This is a genomic window from Hydrogenovibrio sp. 3SP14C1, from assembly GCF_029625905.1.
GTDB lineage: Bacteria > Pseudomonadota > Gammaproteobacteria > Thiomicrospirales > Thiomicrospiraceae > Hydrogenovibrio.
The window spans coordinates 98,719-114,756 of sequence record NZ_JARTLM010000010.1; the positions used below are offsets into that span (position 1 = coordinate 98,719).

Annotated in this window: 17 protein-coding genes and 1 riboswitch; of the genes, 11 read left to right on the forward strand and 6 right to left on the reverse strand. The window is 43.8% G+C overall.

Translation table 11 applies throughout. The annotated features are described in order from the left end of the window. The 3 genes from P8629_RS09695 to P8629_RS09705 all read right to left on the reverse strand — a co-directional run bounded on the left by P8629_RS09695 (position 1) and on the right by P8629_RS09705 (position 3,097). Positions 1-1,074: a c-type cytochrome gene (locus P8629_RS09695; RefSeq protein ID WP_278165932.1), complete on the reverse strand. Its 1,074-nt coding sequence runs from the start codon at positions 1,072-1,074 to the stop codon at positions 1-3. Further along, positions 1,061-2,422, reverse strand: a complete 1,362-nt coding sequence (gene soxC, locus P8629_RS09700) for a sulfite dehydrogenase (protein WP_278165933.1) — start codon at positions 2,420-2,422, stop codon at positions 1,061-1,063. The genes P8629_RS09695 and soxC overlap by 14 nt, the downstream gene beginning before the upstream one ends. Before the next feature lie 228 nt (positions 2,423-2,650). Further along, complete coding sequence (locus P8629_RS09705; protein WP_278165934.1) at positions 2,651-3,097, reverse strand: hypothetical protein; 447 nt, start codon at positions 3,095-3,097, stop codon at positions 2,651-2,653. A 121-nt stretch (positions 3,098-3,218) separates the two neighbouring features. Between P8629_RS09705 and hemB the strand changes: the two genes are divergently transcribed. Both hemB and aroE read left to right on the forward strand, forming a co-directional pair. Further along, a complete protein-coding gene (gene hemB, locus P8629_RS09710; protein WP_278165935.1) occupies positions 3,219-4,220 on the forward strand; it encodes a porphobilinogen synthase in 1,002 nt (333 codons plus the stop codon). A gap of 4 nt (positions 4,221-4,224) precedes the next feature. After that, a complete protein-coding gene (gene aroE, locus P8629_RS09715; RefSeq protein ID WP_278165936.1) occupies positions 4,225-5,058 on the forward strand; it encodes a shikimate dehydrogenase in 834 nt (277 codons plus the stop codon). A 28-nt stretch (positions 5,059-5,086) separates the two neighbouring features. Here aroE and P8629_RS09720 read toward each other — a convergent pair whose 3' ends face one another. Together P8629_RS09720 and P8629_RS09725 are read right to left on the reverse strand one after the other, a co-directional pair. Next, complete coding sequence (locus P8629_RS09720) at positions 5,087-6,985, reverse strand: putative bifunctional diguanylate cyclase/phosphodiesterase (RefSeq protein ID WP_278165937.1); 1,899 nt, start codon at positions 6,983-6,985, stop codon at positions 5,087-5,089. Between the two features lie 6 nt (positions 6,986-6,991). Continuing rightward, positions 6,992-7,531 carry a gamma carbonic anhydrase family protein gene (locus tag P8629_RS09725; RefSeq protein ID WP_278165938.1) on the reverse strand — a complete coding sequence of 180 codons (540 nt, stop codon included), beginning with the start codon at positions 7,529-7,531 and terminating at the stop codon, positions 6,992-6,994. A 304-nt stretch (positions 7,532-7,835) separates the two neighbouring features. On the opposite strand from P8629_RS09725, the gene P8629_RS09730 reads away from it, so the two are divergent. Then, positions 7,836-8,168, forward strand: a complete 333-nt coding sequence (locus P8629_RS09730; protein ID WP_278165939.1) for a PilZ domain-containing protein — start codon at positions 7,836-7,838, stop codon at positions 8,166-8,168. A 39-nt stretch (positions 8,169-8,207) separates the two neighbouring features. On the opposite strand, the gene P8629_RS09735 is transcribed toward P8629_RS09730, so the two are convergent. After that, positions 8,208-8,690: a hypothetical protein gene (locus tag P8629_RS09735; RefSeq protein ID WP_278165940.1), complete on the reverse strand. Its 483-nt coding sequence runs from the start codon at positions 8,688-8,690 to the stop codon at positions 8,208-8,210. Positions 8,691-8,845: 155 nt separating this feature from the next. Continuing rightward, a riboswitch (TPP riboswitch) is annotated at positions 8,846-8,969 on the forward strand. A 233-nt stretch (positions 8,970-9,202) separates the two neighbouring features. On the opposite strand from P8629_RS09735, the gene thiC reads away from it, so the two are divergent. The 8 genes from thiC to P8629_RS09775 all read left to right on the forward strand — a co-directional run bounded on the left by thiC (position 9,203) and on the right by P8629_RS09775 (position 16,001). Next, positions 9,203-11,095: a phosphomethylpyrimidine synthase ThiC gene (thiC, locus tag P8629_RS09740; RefSeq protein WP_278165941.1), complete on the forward strand. Its 1,893-nt coding sequence runs from the start codon at positions 9,203-9,205 to the stop codon at positions 11,093-11,095. Between the two features lie 55 nt (positions 11,096-11,150). Beyond that, positions 11,151-12,203, forward strand: a complete 1,053-nt coding sequence (gene thiO / locus P8629_RS09745; RefSeq protein ID WP_278165942.1) for a glycine oxidase ThiO — start codon at positions 11,151-11,153, stop codon at positions 12,201-12,203. A gap of 22 nt (positions 12,204-12,225) precedes the next feature. After that, complete coding sequence (gene thiS / locus P8629_RS09750) at positions 12,226-12,435, forward strand: sulfur carrier protein ThiS (RefSeq protein ID WP_278165943.1); 210 nt, start codon at positions 12,226-12,228, stop codon at positions 12,433-12,435. Then, positions 12,436-13,257, forward strand: coding sequence for a thiazole synthase (locus tag P8629_RS09755; RefSeq protein WP_278165944.1), 822 nt, complete (start codon positions 12,436-12,438; stop codon positions 13,255-13,257). It begins immediately after the preceding gene. 28 nt (positions 13,258-13,285) lie between these two features. Continuing rightward, a complete protein-coding gene (locus tag P8629_RS09760; RefSeq protein WP_278165945.1) occupies positions 13,286-13,942 on the forward strand; it encodes a thiamine phosphate synthase in 657 nt (218 codons plus the stop codon). After that, positions 13,935-14,780: a bifunctional hydroxymethylpyrimidine kinase/phosphomethylpyrimidine kinase gene (thiD, locus tag P8629_RS09765; protein ID WP_278165946.1), complete on the forward strand. Its 846-nt coding sequence runs from the start codon at positions 13,935-13,937 to the stop codon at positions 14,778-14,780. Before P8629_RS09760 ends, thiD begins: the two co-directional genes overlap by 8 nt. A 66-nt stretch (positions 14,781-14,846) precedes the next feature. After that, positions 14,847-15,611 carry a TIGR01458 family HAD-type hydrolase gene (locus P8629_RS09770; RefSeq protein ID WP_278165947.1) on the forward strand — a complete coding sequence of 255 codons (765 nt, stop codon included), beginning with the start codon at positions 14,847-14,849 and terminating at the stop codon, positions 15,609-15,611. 69 nt (positions 15,612-15,680) lie between these two features. Next, positions 15,681-16,001, forward strand: a complete 321-nt coding sequence (locus P8629_RS09775) for a hypothetical protein (protein WP_278165948.1) — start codon at positions 15,681-15,683, stop codon at positions 15,999-16,001. The last annotated feature ends 37 nt before the right edge of the window (positions 16,002-16,038 follow it).

The following is a 16,038-nucleotide window of genomic DNA, read 5'->3' on the forward strand; positions in this document are numbered from 1 at the left end:
TTACATACCAGCGTGACCAACACCTGGTGGATCTTCATGCATACGTTGTGGAACGTTATACTGAGGCGTTCCATCTGGTAAACGACGTGCTTGAACGAAGTTGTTCACGTTTCCTTTACCATCACCAACCATCACATCAGGACAGTCTTTCATGCAACGTTCGTTATGAATAACCGGACGGTGATCACAGAAGAAGTTACCTTGGTTTTTCATGAACTTGTTTTGCTTCATTAGCAATTCAGAGTTATAGAAAGTATCATCATCTAGTTCAATCTTATTACCATCTTCATCAAGACCGATCGGAATATAGTTTGACTGCATGATGTAGCCAGTCATCCCCATGTAGCCTTTATCACCAATGAATGGTGCATTAGGCGTCCAGAAAGGCATTGTACGGCGAACATAATCAAAGAATGTCACTGCATATGGCCAGTAGTTACCAACTGTTTTCATCGGAGCAGGATCACGGAAGTCAGAAGTCACTAGGTTTTCTTCTACCGCTAGTGGTAGATACCCTTTAGCACCTTCACCAAACTCACCATGACACATTGCACAGAACTGCACATAAACACGTGCACCTTCTTCAACAGTCATCCCTACTGAAGGATCTGGTAAACCTTTACCGTCACCATCTACAGTAATATTCCATTTTGCTAATGCCGACTCAGCGATTGGCGTACCAAAGCCGTTTGCAACGAAGTTAGCATCGCTGTAGTAGTTCTTGTCAACACTTTCGTGAACTTCTACAAAAGCTGCAGGAACTTTACACTGAGCGTTACCATGGTTACCACCATCAATACTGTCATCAACTTCAAAAGAATATGGGTTAGCAGGATCTAATTTCCCTTCCATACCCGCACGACCATAAGTTGCATCTTTTCCTAAAATTGATTCAATCACTTTAGAATCTAGATACTTACCATCATTTTCTTTAATGATTTCAGCATAGTTAGAAGCGTATTTACCATCAGAACTATCTGAACCGCTTCCTGGCATTCCGCTCATTGCGAAAGCTGAACCAGTTGTCGCAAGTGCAAGACCTGCCGCTAGGATTGTTTTATTAGTACTGAACATTTTCAATCATACCTCCGTTTTTGCCGCCATCCCAAGCATGGATACGCCAAGTAACCATCGCAGTACGGTGGTAAACGTTGTTCGTACCTTCTAATTTACGCATTTGAGGCATAGGTGGCTGAACGTAACCAGTTTCATCTGTTACACGGCTCATCATAAAGGCTTCTGAACCATCCCAATCCCACTCTATTTCAAAGCGAGTCCAAGCTTTATCTAGTACAGGTGAAGTAAAGTGTGCTTCTTTCCAGTTTTTACCACCGTCAAAAGACACATCAACATGAGCCACTTTACCGCGACCAGACCATGCTAAACCACGTACAAAGTACTTACCAGGACCTTGCATTTTGAAATCAGGTGAAGGGTAAGTAATTACTGAGTTAGCTTCCATGTACCATGAGAAACGTTGTGCCGTTCCATCAGGCATCAATTCTGTATACTTAGAAGTTTCTTCACGGTGCTGCATAGGCACATCGTGAACTTGGATACGACGTAGGTATTTAACCCACATGTTTGCTTCACAACCAGGAACAACTAAACGAATTGGGTAACCTTGTTCACGACGTAGCGCTTCACCGTTCTGTGCATAAGCTACAAAACAATCATCCATTGCTAGGTCAATTGGAATTGAACGAGACATACCAGATGCATCCGCACCTTCTGGAAGAATCCACTTACCTTCAGGCTTGATACCCGCTTCTTTCAATAGGTCAGATAAACGCACACCAGTGTACTCAACACAAGACATCATACCGTGTGTCCACTGAACAGAGTTCAACTGAACCCCTTTCCATTCCATCGCACCATTCGCAGGACACTCAACAAAGTGAATACGAGAGATTGACGGGAAACGCTTTAAGTCATCCATTGTGAAAATAAGAGGACGTTCAACCAAACCGTGGATAACTAAACGATGCTTATCTGGATCGATAGTTGGCACACCACCATGGAAACGCTCAAAGTGAAGACCGTTAGGGGTAATGATACCGTGTAGGCTTTGTAATGGTGTCATGGTAATAGACGCCATAGAGTCAGGTGTTAACCACTCTAATGTACGACGCTGCACTTCTTTCTCATACGGAGAAGGCATACCATAAGGATATTTACGAACACCAAACCCTAAAGATTTACGTGCTGCTTGCACATCTAGGACTTCTGTCATTTCTTCTTTTCCAGCATAAGGCGCAACCGCTTTAGCAGGATCATATTTAGCACCTTCTGCTGCTGATGCGGCCTTTGTAAAAAGAACCCCACCGGCAACAGCCGCGCTTCCTTTTAGGAAAGCACGACGGCCTTGGTTGCGACTTTCATCAGACTGAACTGCAACCTTTTCAACGATTTTATCTGTCATTTATTGCTCCTTGATTGGCATTTTTCTAAAAAACACCTCAGATTCAAGAGTTTAACTATTTAATAGTAGCTTATTTTTATTAACTCCACTGCACGAGCAGAGCTAAGCACAGTTTTGCTAACCTGTAATAATATGTTTTATACGCCATGACTTCAAGTTTTTGGTACTGAAAAATTAGAATTTGCTGATATAAATTTTTTATGCCATCGTGATTAAAATCTATACTACTTAAAAATGCGGTAAGTTTTCCCGACGACAGATTGGATCCGCCTTAGGGTTTTCAATATCCTCGGCTACTTGGCTCAAAAATTTCTGTAATTCATCTATGGTTAACACCGACAAGATTTTATTCATAATTTGCGGGTGAATGGCGACTGTCGTAAATTCACCTGACGCTAACTGCACCTGAACACCGCAAGCATCAGCAATTGCACCCGATTCATTGCCTTCAACTTGCGCGGCTTGCTCTCCAAACAACAACTCACCATAAAGATCTTCTATCTGCTCAGCCTGCTCATCTGAAATCTGACCTTCGACCAGAACTTCAAAAGATGCCTCCCCACTCCCAGACTCTTCTGGTCTGACTTGGGTACTGAGTCCTAATGTTTGAACCTGTTGGCAAAACTTTTGAGCGACAGGTTCATCAAAAAAGGTATATTCAAAGTTTTCTAACATAATTATCCTTTTCAGTCGTGCTGAAACCGCCTCTTCCACGGTTTCAGTTCAGCACGACTTCGCTTTATTTTTTACATCGACAAGAGTATCATTCTTCCATCACAAACATCAGGAGCTCTTCATGATTGAACGCCAGTTTCCCATTACACGTATGCGCCGCATGCGAAAAGATCCCTTCTCTCGTCGACTTATGCGTGAACACGTTTTAACAACGAACGACTTAATTTATCCGATGTTTGTCATAGAAGGACATAACCGCCGCGAGCCGGTTAAATCCATGCCGGACATTGAACGTTTGAGTATAGATCTATTGATTACTGAAGCTCAAGAACTTTTTGAGCTTGGAATCCCAATGATTGCGCTCTTTCCAGTACCGGATCCGGAAACCAAATCGCTGGATGCGGCAGAAGCTTACAATCCAGATGGTCTGGCACAAAGAGCTGTTCGCGCCCTTAAAGAGGCCATTCCTGAAATGGGGATTATGACCGACATTGCCTTAGATCCATATACGACACATGGCCAGGACGGCATTATTGATGAAAATGGTTACGTGCTCAATGACGACACCATTGATGTCTTAATGCAACAAGCCATCTCCCATGCCGAAGCCGGAGCAGACGTTGTCGCCCCATCGGATATGATGGATGGCCGAATTATTGAAATTCGTGAGCACCTTGAAGAGCATGGCCATATTCACACTCGCATCATGGCTTACTCTGCGAAATATGCCTCTTCTTATTATGGCCCATTCCGCGATGCGGTAGGTTCCGCAGGCAATTTAGGGTCAGGCAACAAACATACCTATCAAATGGACCCGGCCAATAGCAACGAAGCGTTGCACGAAGTGGCGATGGACATTAACGAAGGGGCTGACATGGTCATGGTCAAACCTGGCATTCCTTATCTTGACATTGTTTACCGCGTTAAAAAAGAATTCCAAGCGCCGACCTATGTCTATCATGTTAGCGGTGAGTACGCGATGCTGAAAGCAGCTGCTTTAAATGGCTGGATCAATGAAAAAGAGGTTGTCCTTGAAACGCTATTGAGCTGTAAACGCGCTGGCGCCGATGGTATTTTGACCTATTATGCTAAGGTGGTCGCACAGTGGTTAGCGGAAAAATAACGTTATGACAGATTTATATGCCGTTGTGGGCAACCCGATTGCCCATTCAAAATCACCTCTCATCCATCGTTTATTTGCCGAACAAACTGATCAAGATTTGGTTTATGAAGCACTGTTAATCGATACAGAAGATACAACGTTTCAATTTGCTATCTCCGACCTAATCGCTCGAGGCTACCGTGGGATCAATATCACCGTGCCGTTTAAGCTCGATGCCTTTGAGCTTGCCGACGAACTGAGTTCTCGAGCAGAAGTAGCCCATGCTGTTAACACCTTCAGCTTTAAAAACGGTCAAATTTCAGGTGATAACACAGACGGTATTGGCCTAGTCACCGACATTGAAGAGAATGCTGGACGCCCCTTTAAAGACAAGAAGGTGTTAATTTTAGGAGCAGGCGGTGCCGTACAAGGAATCATGCAACCTTTATTGGAAAAACAGCCAGGCCTGGTCCATATTGCTAATCGAACAGCCAAACGGGCAGAAGTACTCGGAAATCGCTTTGAAACAGACATACCGATAACCACCAGTGATTGGGTAAACATCCCCGATAATACGTTTGACATTATCATCAATGGCACTTCGGCCAGTTTGGAAGGCAAGCTCCCCCCGATTAATCCGACTGTTTTAGGACAGAACAGCCTAGTCTATGACATGATGTACAGTGCTGAACCGACCGTTTTTATGCAATGGGCTCAACAAAACCAACCAAGTTGCCAAGTAAGAGATGGACTCGGAATGCTGGTTGGGCAAGCCGCTGAAGCCTTTTATATTTGGCGAGGGGTTCGCCCAGAAACGCAAAAAGTGATTGATGAAGTTCGTCGCCTAATTCAACCCTAACGGTTATTCTGTTTGAATCACCGTTAGGTTAGTGCGCTACAGCTCCGCAATCCATGTAAGGACAAAATTCAATTTCAGACATGGGTCTGGCTAACAAATAGCCTTGCAGCACATCACAGCCGATTTCTGCAAGCAAGGCTCTTTGGGCTTCGGTTTCCACCCCTTCTGCGACCACCGTTAAATCCATAATATGCGCCATCTGAATAATCTCTGCAACCAACGCTTTTTCTTGATCATTGTCGGTCATATTCTGTATAAATGACTTGTCCACCTTCAAGATGTCAATACAGCCTTCACGCAATACAGCAAATGCCGAATACCCGGTACCAAAATCATCCAATGCAATACTCACTCCGAATGCTCGCAACTCACTCAGAACATTGATTGCATACTCATTCCCGCCGATAAATAACGATTCGGTCACCTCAATTTTTAATAACTTAGGAGGTAAATCATACTGTTCCAACAATGACTTCACTTTATCAACAAAACCAATTTCTGATAGTTGATACGGAGAAGCATTCACTGAAAAGTAAACATCTTTTTCAGAACAAAACTCTGAGAGTTTTTTCGCTGTGATGATTGCTTGCTCCAAGATGGTTTCGCCTAATTTTCCAATTAAGTTGATATCTTCTGCAATCGGAATAAACTCATCTGGTGAAACCCACCCTAACTCATCATCATGCCATCGTGCCAAACATTCTACGCCAACCAAATTCCCTGATTGGGTTGAGAACATCGGCTGGTAAAAAGGCACTATGCGTTTGTCTTCTACCGCATTGCGGATTCGATTTTCAATGATTAACAAACGCTGATGATAGTGATCCACTTGACCTGAGTAACGTAAAGAATAAACACCTTGTTTTTGTTTTGCCATATGCATGGCAACATCGGCAAACCGTATTAAGCTCTCAACATCCGAGCCATCTTCCGGTGCAGAAACCCAACCAAAACTTGCTGAAATATGGAGATTCAATCCATTCAAATGCATAGGGCGTTCTACAACTTTTAAAAAATCTCGGATCATTTGTTCAACATCCTGCTCTTGACGAATACCAGGAATAATAAAAACAAATTCATCCCCCCCAAACCTTGACAGAAGCGCGCCTTGTGGTAAAACCAATTCAAATCGGTCTTTGATTTTCTGCAACATCAAATCCCCTACTGAATGACCAAGGGAATCGTTAATGGTTTTGAACCGATCCAAGTCCATCATAATCAACACAAAAGGATAGATCGCATCCAGCATCTTTTCCGCTTCTAAACTCAGATGCCGACGATTTGGAAGCCCCGTCAATGAATCTTTTAACGCCAATTCTTTCATGGCTTCCGTTTGGCTGACCTGCTCGGTAATATCGGTATTGGTCGAGCTGATGGCCACTAATTTACCTTTTTCATAAATTGGGCGGGAGACATGACGAATCCAAATCAGCCCTTTATGTTTGGTGGTTAAACGGACATCAATCGCATCTAATCTGTCGCCCTCAGCAATGCCTCTTTCATAGGCGAGCCATTTTGGAAAATCATCTTCATACACCAAATCAGAAAACAGATTGGGCATTTGGTAAAAAATTGAAACATCATATCCCGTTAACTTTAGAACAGAGGGAGAAATAAAACGATAACTTCGATCAAGGTTTTGAAAATAAGACACCTCTTCAGCCATTTCAACAATAGAAGAAAATTCCATTTGCTTGGCTTCAATACGATCTCTCAATATTCGATACTTTGCTATCAAAAAACCGACAATTAATCCTACAATACTGGGAACAATTAAAAACTTAGGCGAAAACTTACCATAAATTAGAAAGAACTGAATATTTGCCAGCCCCATCACCAACAACCATGCGCCCAACATATAGGCCAAATATATCGGCCAATGACCACTACACACCTTAAATAGCTGAGCGACATTCTTCAAACGCATAGTGTTTTACACCTCTTCAACCGACTGCTGAAAATCATTTTTTAATTTGACGTAATGCTCGGCAGAATATTTAAAAAAAGCCTTTTCGTCATCTGTTAACGGTCTTAATTGCTTTACTGGAGACCCCACATATAAATACCCTGATTCCAGCACTTTCCCCGCCGGCACCAAACTATTCGCTCCAACCAAAACGTGCTTTTGTACCACGGCATTATCCAACACGACCGATCCCATGCCGATCAGGCACTCATCTTCTATCACACAGCCATGAAGGACTACATTGTGACCAATCGTCACATCAGTACCGACAATGCATTGTGACCCTTTGGTCATGGGAGAATCATGTGTTGTATGACAAACGGTTCCATCTTGGATATTGCTTCGGGCACCGATTTTAATCGCATTCACATCCCCTCTTAAGGTTGCGTTAGGCCAAACACCAACATCTTCTCCTAGTTGGCACTGACCGATTACGACAGCCGACGGATCAACCCAAGCGGTTGTTTTAATTTCAGGCGTAAATTCTTTATAACGACGAATCGACATTCTGCTGCTAACCTCTCATTGCGCAACAAAAACAGTTACGCATTAATTCTAATTTAATAATACTATACTGTTTTTGTCGGACATTAAAAGTTTGTCAATAAACAAAATAACAGCACGTTAATCACAACTTCCCAAAAAATTGATAAAAAATACCTGAATAATCAAGGGGTTTTAATCGAAATGCTATCCAAATATTGTGTTATAACGTTTTTTTATCCTTGCGCATAATTTTTGATTTATGAATTTATACCAATAATCACTATGATGGTACCAAAGCACCCAGAATAATTATTAAGGAAAAATTGTGACTGCTCTTGTCAAAAATGAAAAACGCCAACATGTTCGAATTCCCGCCAATCGTCCTGTCGTAATGGTTATAAATGAGGCCTGCATCTTCGCAACCATGACTGATTTTTCAAAACACGGTATTGGCTTTATCACACAGGCAGATGTCACTCGTGGTGATATCGTCGAAGTGCATTTCGATATTTCATATAACAAAGGATTTCATGGCTTTCAGTTTAAAGCCACTGTCAAACACTGTTTAAAAATAGAAGACAAACGCCATGTAGGCGTTCGCTTAAAGATTGACGAGAATGAATACACCACTTTATTTGACGAAATTTACGCTGCTTAAAGACTAAGCAGTTTAAAAAAATAGCCAGGCCTGGCTATTTTAAAACGTGATTACTGGCCAAAAAGGTCCTGATGCGCCAATAACAACTTCAATAACCCCTAACATTAGGTTAATAGCAATAATCGGGCGCATTTGAGCATTCATGATATGCCCTGCCTCTGTAAATTCATATTGCGCCATCCGTATCTTAAACTTGGCGAACGGCCAGAAAAACAACCAGATAAACAAAACAACCATCAACCAACCAATCCACTCCATTAACTGCAGATACAGCGGTGCTTGTTCAAATGAACCGAGACGTGTTATCCAGTCCCAGTATCCAGAAACAACCAGTACTAAAATAAAAAACCAAACCCAGCCAAAAAAACGTCGGAAGACTTTTTCCCATAAAACAAGACGATCTCTAGGCTCCAAAGATAAAGCTGAAGGTCTTAGAATTCGATAAGCAAAGAAGATCCCTCCAACCCAAATAACGGCAGCAAGCGCATGCAAAGAAGTCAAAATCATTGTTTCCAAGTTCATGTTTTTCCTTTTTAAGACGTTTGACAAAATTAAACCCTAAGCGCTTTGCAAAATCAAACCTATCTATCATAACCGACCAAAATTCAATACAAATAATTGATTTTTAAACTATTTTTTATTTACTCAATTTTTATTTTTTCTTCTGTTACAATATTTTTCATCTCTCGGGGTGCACGCCAAAGTGCTGAGACGACTAAGTGGAAATTGAATTTCCCGGCTGTCGGGCCCGTTGAACTTGATCTGGTTAAAGCCAGCGTAGGGAAGAGAAGATTCTAAGGAAAACGCACGCCAGTCGTTTTCTGTAGATTGCTTTTAAATACCTTTGAGCGATAAGACTTGCTAATAAAAAGCTTTTCGTATCAAGTAGAAACAGGGACTTTAAAAGCAATTATCACGTCCCTTTTTCTACTTTTCAACGGTATGACAAGTGCACAATCTTAATGATTAAGATTTTTGCCCATCTTTTTACGCTGTTTTTTTCATCCTTTGAACGAACGAAAAGTGAGAAAAACATGAGTACCTTTAAAAACGCACTCCCCGCATCGAATGACATCCTGACCCGTGACCCGTTACCGGCGTCCCATAAAACCTATATTCCAGGTGAGATTCACCCGGATATTCAAGTGCCTATGCGCGCCATTACCTTAACCAACGGCGAAACCGTCACCGTTTACGATACTTCTGGTCCCTATACCGACCCGACTATAGACATCGATGTGGCGCAAGGGATTCCAGCCATTCGAAAAGACTGGATTGCCAACCGTGACGATGTAGAAACCTATGAAGGTCGCGTTATCGACCCAAAGGACAATGGGTATAAAAGCCGCACACAAATGGAAACCGCCATTGCCGGTGCTTCAAGCTTAATGCGCCAACCATTGAAAGCAAAACCTGGACAAAACGTCACGCAATTGCACTATGCCCGCCAAGGCATCATCACGCCTGAAATGGAATTTATCGCTATCCGAGAAAACCAACGACGCGATATGACACGTCGTTACCTCAATGATCCTGAACGCGAAGCCCGTTTAAAAGGGGAAAATTTTGGTGCCAATTTGCCTGAAGACATCACGCCTGAATTTGTACGAAAAGAAGTGGCTGAAGGGCGTGCCGTCATCCCGGCCAATATAAACCACCCAGAATCGGAACCAATGATTATCGGCCGTAACTTTCTGGTGAAAGTAAATGCCAATATCGGCAATTCCGCCACCACATCATCAATTGGTGAAGAAGTGGAAAAAATGGTTTGGTCCACTCGCTGGGGGGCTGACACGGTGATGGATTTATCCACAGGACAAAACATTCATACTACGCGTGACTGGATCTTACGAAATGCTCCTGTGCCAATTGGCACAGTACCGATTTATCAAGCATTGGAAAAAGTGAACGGCGTTGCGGAAGACCTTACCTGGGAAATATTCCGAGACACTTTGATTGAGCAAGCGGAACAAGGGGTCGACTATTTCACCATTCATGCAGGGGTTTTGTTGCGCTATGTCCCAATGACGGCGAAACGTGTCACCGGCATCGTTTCACGCGGAGGCTCCATCATGGCTAAGTGGTGTATAGCGCATCACAAAGAAAGTTTTTTATACACCCACTTTGAAGATATCTGCGAAATCTTAAAGCAATACGACGTTTCTTTCTCTTTAGGGGATGGTCTCCGCCCTGGTTCCGTAGCGGATGCCAACGACGAAGCGCAAATTGCCGAACTCAAAACGTTGGGAGAACTCACTCAAATTGCTTGGAAGCATGATGTCCAAGTCATCATTGAAGGGCCAGGTCATGTGCCGATGCATATGATCAAAGAAAACATGGACAAACAGCTGGAGTATTGTCATGAAGCCCCTTTCTATACATTAGGTCCTTTAACAACGGACATCGCGCCAGGCTATGACCACATTACTTCAGGGATTGGAGCGGCGATGATTGGTTGGTTTGGAACCGCCATGTTATGTTATGTGACGCCTAAAGAGCACCTTGGCTTACCCAATAGAGATGATGTTAAAGAAGGATTGATCACCTATAAACTGGCCGCTCATGCAGCAGACATCGCAAAAGGCCATCCCGGCGCACGCTCAAGAGATGACGCCCTCAGTCAGGCGCGCTTTGAATTCCGTTGGGAAGACCAGTTCAACCTAGGATTGGATCCCGAAAAAGCACGTGCCTTCCATGATGAAACCTTGCCGAGAGATTCGGCTAAAGTCGCGCACTTCTGTTCGATGTGTGGTCCTAAATTCTGTTCGATGAAAATCTCACAGGAAGTCCGCGACTATGCGGATAAGCAAGGGCTATCCACAGAAGATGCGGTCAACAAAGGGATGGAAGAAATGTCACAAACCTTTAAGAACCAAGGCAGTGAAGTGTACGTCAACGTCGAAGACATCACCAAAACAGGCTCTTAAGCCCCGATTATTCACGTCGTTGCGACCTTTGTTGTCGTAACGCGAGGAGTTGATTATGACAACACAAACCATTGGCATTGCCGGTGCTGGACTGGTCGGGCGCATTTTGGCGTTGAACTTAATCAAATCGGGTCACAAAGTGACCTTATTTGAAAAAGATTCCACTGCGTCTGAAAATGCCGCCGGGCTGGTGGCGGCCGGGATGCTGGCACCTTTTGCTGAACTGGAAACAGCCGAGTCCGCCATCTTTGATGCCGGCATGCGCTCCATTCAACTTTGGCCTGAACTGTTGGCACAAATAAAGGTTCCTCATGCATTTCAAAAACAGGGCAGCTTAGTCACCGCTCATCGTTCGGACATGCCTGAATTAGTGCATTTTATTACTCAATTACAATCAAAAATTCCGGCCGCTGCTTCAATTGAAACATTGGATCAAGCTGCAATTACAGCTTTGGAACCCGAACTCACTCAGCACACAAAGGCGTTTTTTCTGCCCACAGAAGCGCAGGTCAATGCACAGCAGTTCATGGAACAAAGCACAGTTTTCTTACAGAAACACCCTTCGGTTAAATGGAAAACGCATCAAATCGTGTCCCGAGTGTCTAACGGTCAAATTGAAACCAGTGAAGCATGCACTGATTTTGACTGGGTCTTTGATGCGAGAGGCTTAGGCGCTAAACCTGATATTTCCGACCTTCGAGGTGTCAGAGGAGAAGTCTTTTGGCTTGATGCACCGGATGTCTCACTTTCTCGACCGGTGCGCTTAATGCATCCGCGTTATCGAATTTACATTGTGCCACGCCCCCATCATCGTTATGTGGTGGGCGCCACTGAAATTGAAAGTGAAGATCAAAGTGACATGTCTGTGCGTTCCAGTTTGGAATTGCTTTCAGCCGTTTACAGCGTACATTCCGGATTTGGAGAAGCACGCATTGTCAAAATGCTCACTAACTGTCGCCCAGCATTAAAAGATAATTTACCGCGAATCCAACATGAGAATAAAACTACTCGCATTAATGGCTTATACCGCCATGGCTATTTATTAGCTCCTGCTGTGGTTGAAAAAGCCTTAAACGAAACCCCTATCCTGTCTGATTCAGCAGCTTAGTCTTACTTAAAAGGAAAGACATATGACGACCATTACTGTCCAGATCAATGATGAGATAACGGCGGTTCCCGCCTCATTATCTTTGACCGATCTGCTAATTCATTTGCGCTATCAGGAACACAATTTTGCGGTTGCCATCAACGAAGCTTTCGTACCGCGCAGCCAGTATGAAAAAACGTCCATTCAAACAGATGATCGCATTGAAATCGTCGCACCGATGCAAGGAGGTTAAATGAACCTGACACCTGAACACGCTCAAAAACCGTCTCCCATGTCATGGACGGTAGGCGGAAAAACGCTTAATAGCCGTTTATTAATCGGCTCGGCGCTTTACTCCTCTCCCCAAGCGATGCAAGGGGCGATTAAGGCTTCTGGTGCTGAAATTGTCACCGTATCATTACGTCGGCAATCAGCCGGCGACCAAGCCGGAAAAACGTTTTGGGACATGATTAAGTCTTTAAACTGTCATGTTCTGCCCAATACAGCAGGCTGCCATTCAGCGAAAGAAGCCATTACCACCGCTCAAATGGCGCGTGAAGTCTTTGAAACCAACTGGATCAAATTGGAAGTGATCGGCGACCAATACAATTTGCAACCCGACCCCTTCGAGCTCCTGAAAGCGACTGAATTTTTAGTGAATGAGGGCTTTGAAGTCTTTCCTTACACAACAGATGATTTAGTTTTAGCGCAACGGTTAGTGGATGCAGGGTGCAATATTCTAATGCCTTGGGGCTCACCGATCGGTTCGGGCAAAGGGTTGATGAATCCATACAACCTAAACGCAATCCGACAGAGATTTCCAGATTTAACACTCATCGTCGATGCCGGCATTGGAAAACCATCTCATGCCGTTCAAGCTTTGGAAATGGGGTATGACGGCATCCTACTCAACTCTGCGGTAGCGTTATCACCCAATCCAATCACTATGGGAAAAGCTTTCAAGTCCGCCGTTGAAGCAGGCGTGTATGCGTTTGATGCTGGCACGATGCAGGAAAGAGATCTGGCATCACCTTCAACCCCGGTGCTTGGCACGCCTTTTTGGCATCAAAATTAACCAGGCCTGGCCGTTTTAAGGAACCATCATGCAATTCCAAACCTGTCATTCTCCTGACAAACCACTGGGTATTTACCCGCTGGTGGATCGTGCTGAGAAACTGAAACCCCTTTTTGACGCCGGCATCACTACCGCTCAAATTCGTGTAAAAGATTTAGACGGACAATCATTAGAAAATGAATTGGCGCAAGCCGATCGCCTTGCTAAGTCCTACCAAGCCAGGCTCTTCATCAATGATTTTTGGGAAATGGCACTTTATCTCAACAGTTATGGCGTACATTTAGGGCAAGAGGATGTTTTGCAGGCCAACCTGTCTGCACTCCATCAGGCAGGTATTCGATTAGGGATCAGCACGCACACACCAGAAGAAATTGACTCGGCATTAACCATACAGCCCTCTTACATTGCCATTGGCCCCATTTTTGAAACCCAAAGCAAACAGTTATCTTACCTAACAACCGGTTTAATTAATCTTCAACATTGGGTGGAAACGTTGAATGTTCCCGTGGTTGCCATTGGTGGTATTCAACGGCATAATCTTACTGACGTCATACAAGCTGGAGCGAACGGTATCGCCATGATTAATGGACTCAATCTGCCTGGCTATACAACAATGGAAAGTGCACAAAAACTCATCGACACATTTAATGAGGCCTATCAAACAAGAGCGTTGCCCTATGTCTAATCACACCCCCACCGTATTGAGCATTGCAGGGTCTGACCCTTATGGCGGCGCTGGAATTCAAGCTGATTTGAAAAGTATCCATGCGCTAGGAGGCTACGCCCTGACTTGCATTACCGCTCTAACAGCACAGAATTCCCAAGGCGTTGCGCACGTTGCTGCGACCTCGGCCGACACCTTAAGCCATCAGCTGGAGACCTTGCTGCAGGACATTAAGGTGGATGCGGTCAAAATCGGCATGCTTGCCAATGCAGACTTAATTCACGTGGTCGCTGACAAAATCACTCAGTACTCACTGAAAAATATCGTGTTAGATACCGTACTCATCAGCTCGAGTGGGCATCCTCTTTTAGACGAAAATGCGGTGGCGGGCTTAAAAGAACAACTGTTTCCTAAAGCCACTGTCATTACTCCAAACTTACCTGAAATCAACCACCTCTTAGGCAAAGATTTTCATGACATTGCTCCTGAACTGGACACGATCAGTGACGCGTTTGTTAATATGGGTGTCCAAGCGATGGTGGCAAAAGGGGGACATGGCTTGGAAACCAATCTGGCGACCGATGTATTACTTCAGCCAGGTCATTCTCCTATGCCCTTTTCAAGCCCTCGTATTCAAACCTCTCATACACATGGTACCGGATGCAGCTTTTCATCCGCCATTGCAACGTTCCTTGCTCAGGGTAAAGATTTAGCTTCTGCTGTCCAGCAGTCCAAACAGCAAATGCATCAGTGGTTTAATCAAAGTGAATCACTCCAATTAAACTATCAATCCAACCTTGGGCATCGTAAAGAACCCTTACTACATTTGGACTTGGGTAACGAACAGTCAAGCAATTAACAACACACTTCGTTTCACTGGGTCTTTTTGCTAAGATTAAATTCCTTATACTGAAAGATGATGATTATGACTTCTCCTTCCAACCCCAATATTAAAGCCGTGCTGTTTGATCTCAGTGGCGTACTCTATATCGGAACAAAAGCCCTTCCTGGTGCGGTTGAAGCGGTCCGTCGTTTAAAGCAGCAAGGCTTTATTCTTCGCTTTGTCACCAATACGGCCAGCCAACCCAGTGACATGATTTTAAAACAACTGGATCAGCTTGGATTTGATGTGAAAGAAACCGAGCTTTTTACCGCACCGAAAGCTGCTAGACAGTACCTTTTACATCATCAACTTCGACCATACTGTTTAATTCATAGCCTTTTAAAACCCGAATTTGCAGACATCAATCAAACAAACCCAAATTGTGTGTTGCTGGGAGACGCTCAAGAGAACTTGACCTATCAAAGCTTGAATAAAGCCTTCAATTTGCTTGAGCAGGGCTACCCTTTAATTGGTATCGGTAACAACAAATATTACAAAGATGCCGAAGGATTCAAGCTGGACGCGGGCGCTTTTGTCCATGCATTGGAATGGGCCAGTGATACGCACGCCATTATTACCGGAAAACCGGATAAAACTTTTTTTGACGAAGTCGTCGCCTCGACAGGTGTGCCTGCTAATCAATGTTTAATGATTGGAGATGATGTCCGAGGTGATGTGGAAGGCGCCGTTAACGCTGGTTTACAAGCAGCACTGGTTCGCACGGGAAAATTCAAACCCAGCGATGAAAAAATACTGCCTGATGTGGCTTGGATACTGGACAGCATCCAAAAACTTTCTTTATCTTAAAATACGATTAATGCTGTTAAATGAATTTAAAATACTTAAATTTTTATAAAAAACAAAAAAGGATTTTATATGAAACTTCTTTATACACTTGTCTTCAGTTTGTTTTTGGTCATTATCTCCGCCTGTTCTAATACCTCAGATCCAGGACCTTTAGCTGGAAAATGGCATTTAACAGGCCAAGTAGAAATGACGATGATCTTTCGACCTGGTGAAACAGAGACAAAGGATGTCGTTGAAAAGGTGCGCTACAAGACAGAAGGAAAAGACGTCTTAGTGACTTACTTGGAAGGCATGGCCAAAGGCATGACCATGCGATATACCATGATTGATGACAATACCGCCGTCACCAATTTAGGCACGCTCAAAAAAATATCATCTAATCCAGATTAAACGATAAAGCCAGTGCTTCACATGAAACGTGAAGCAC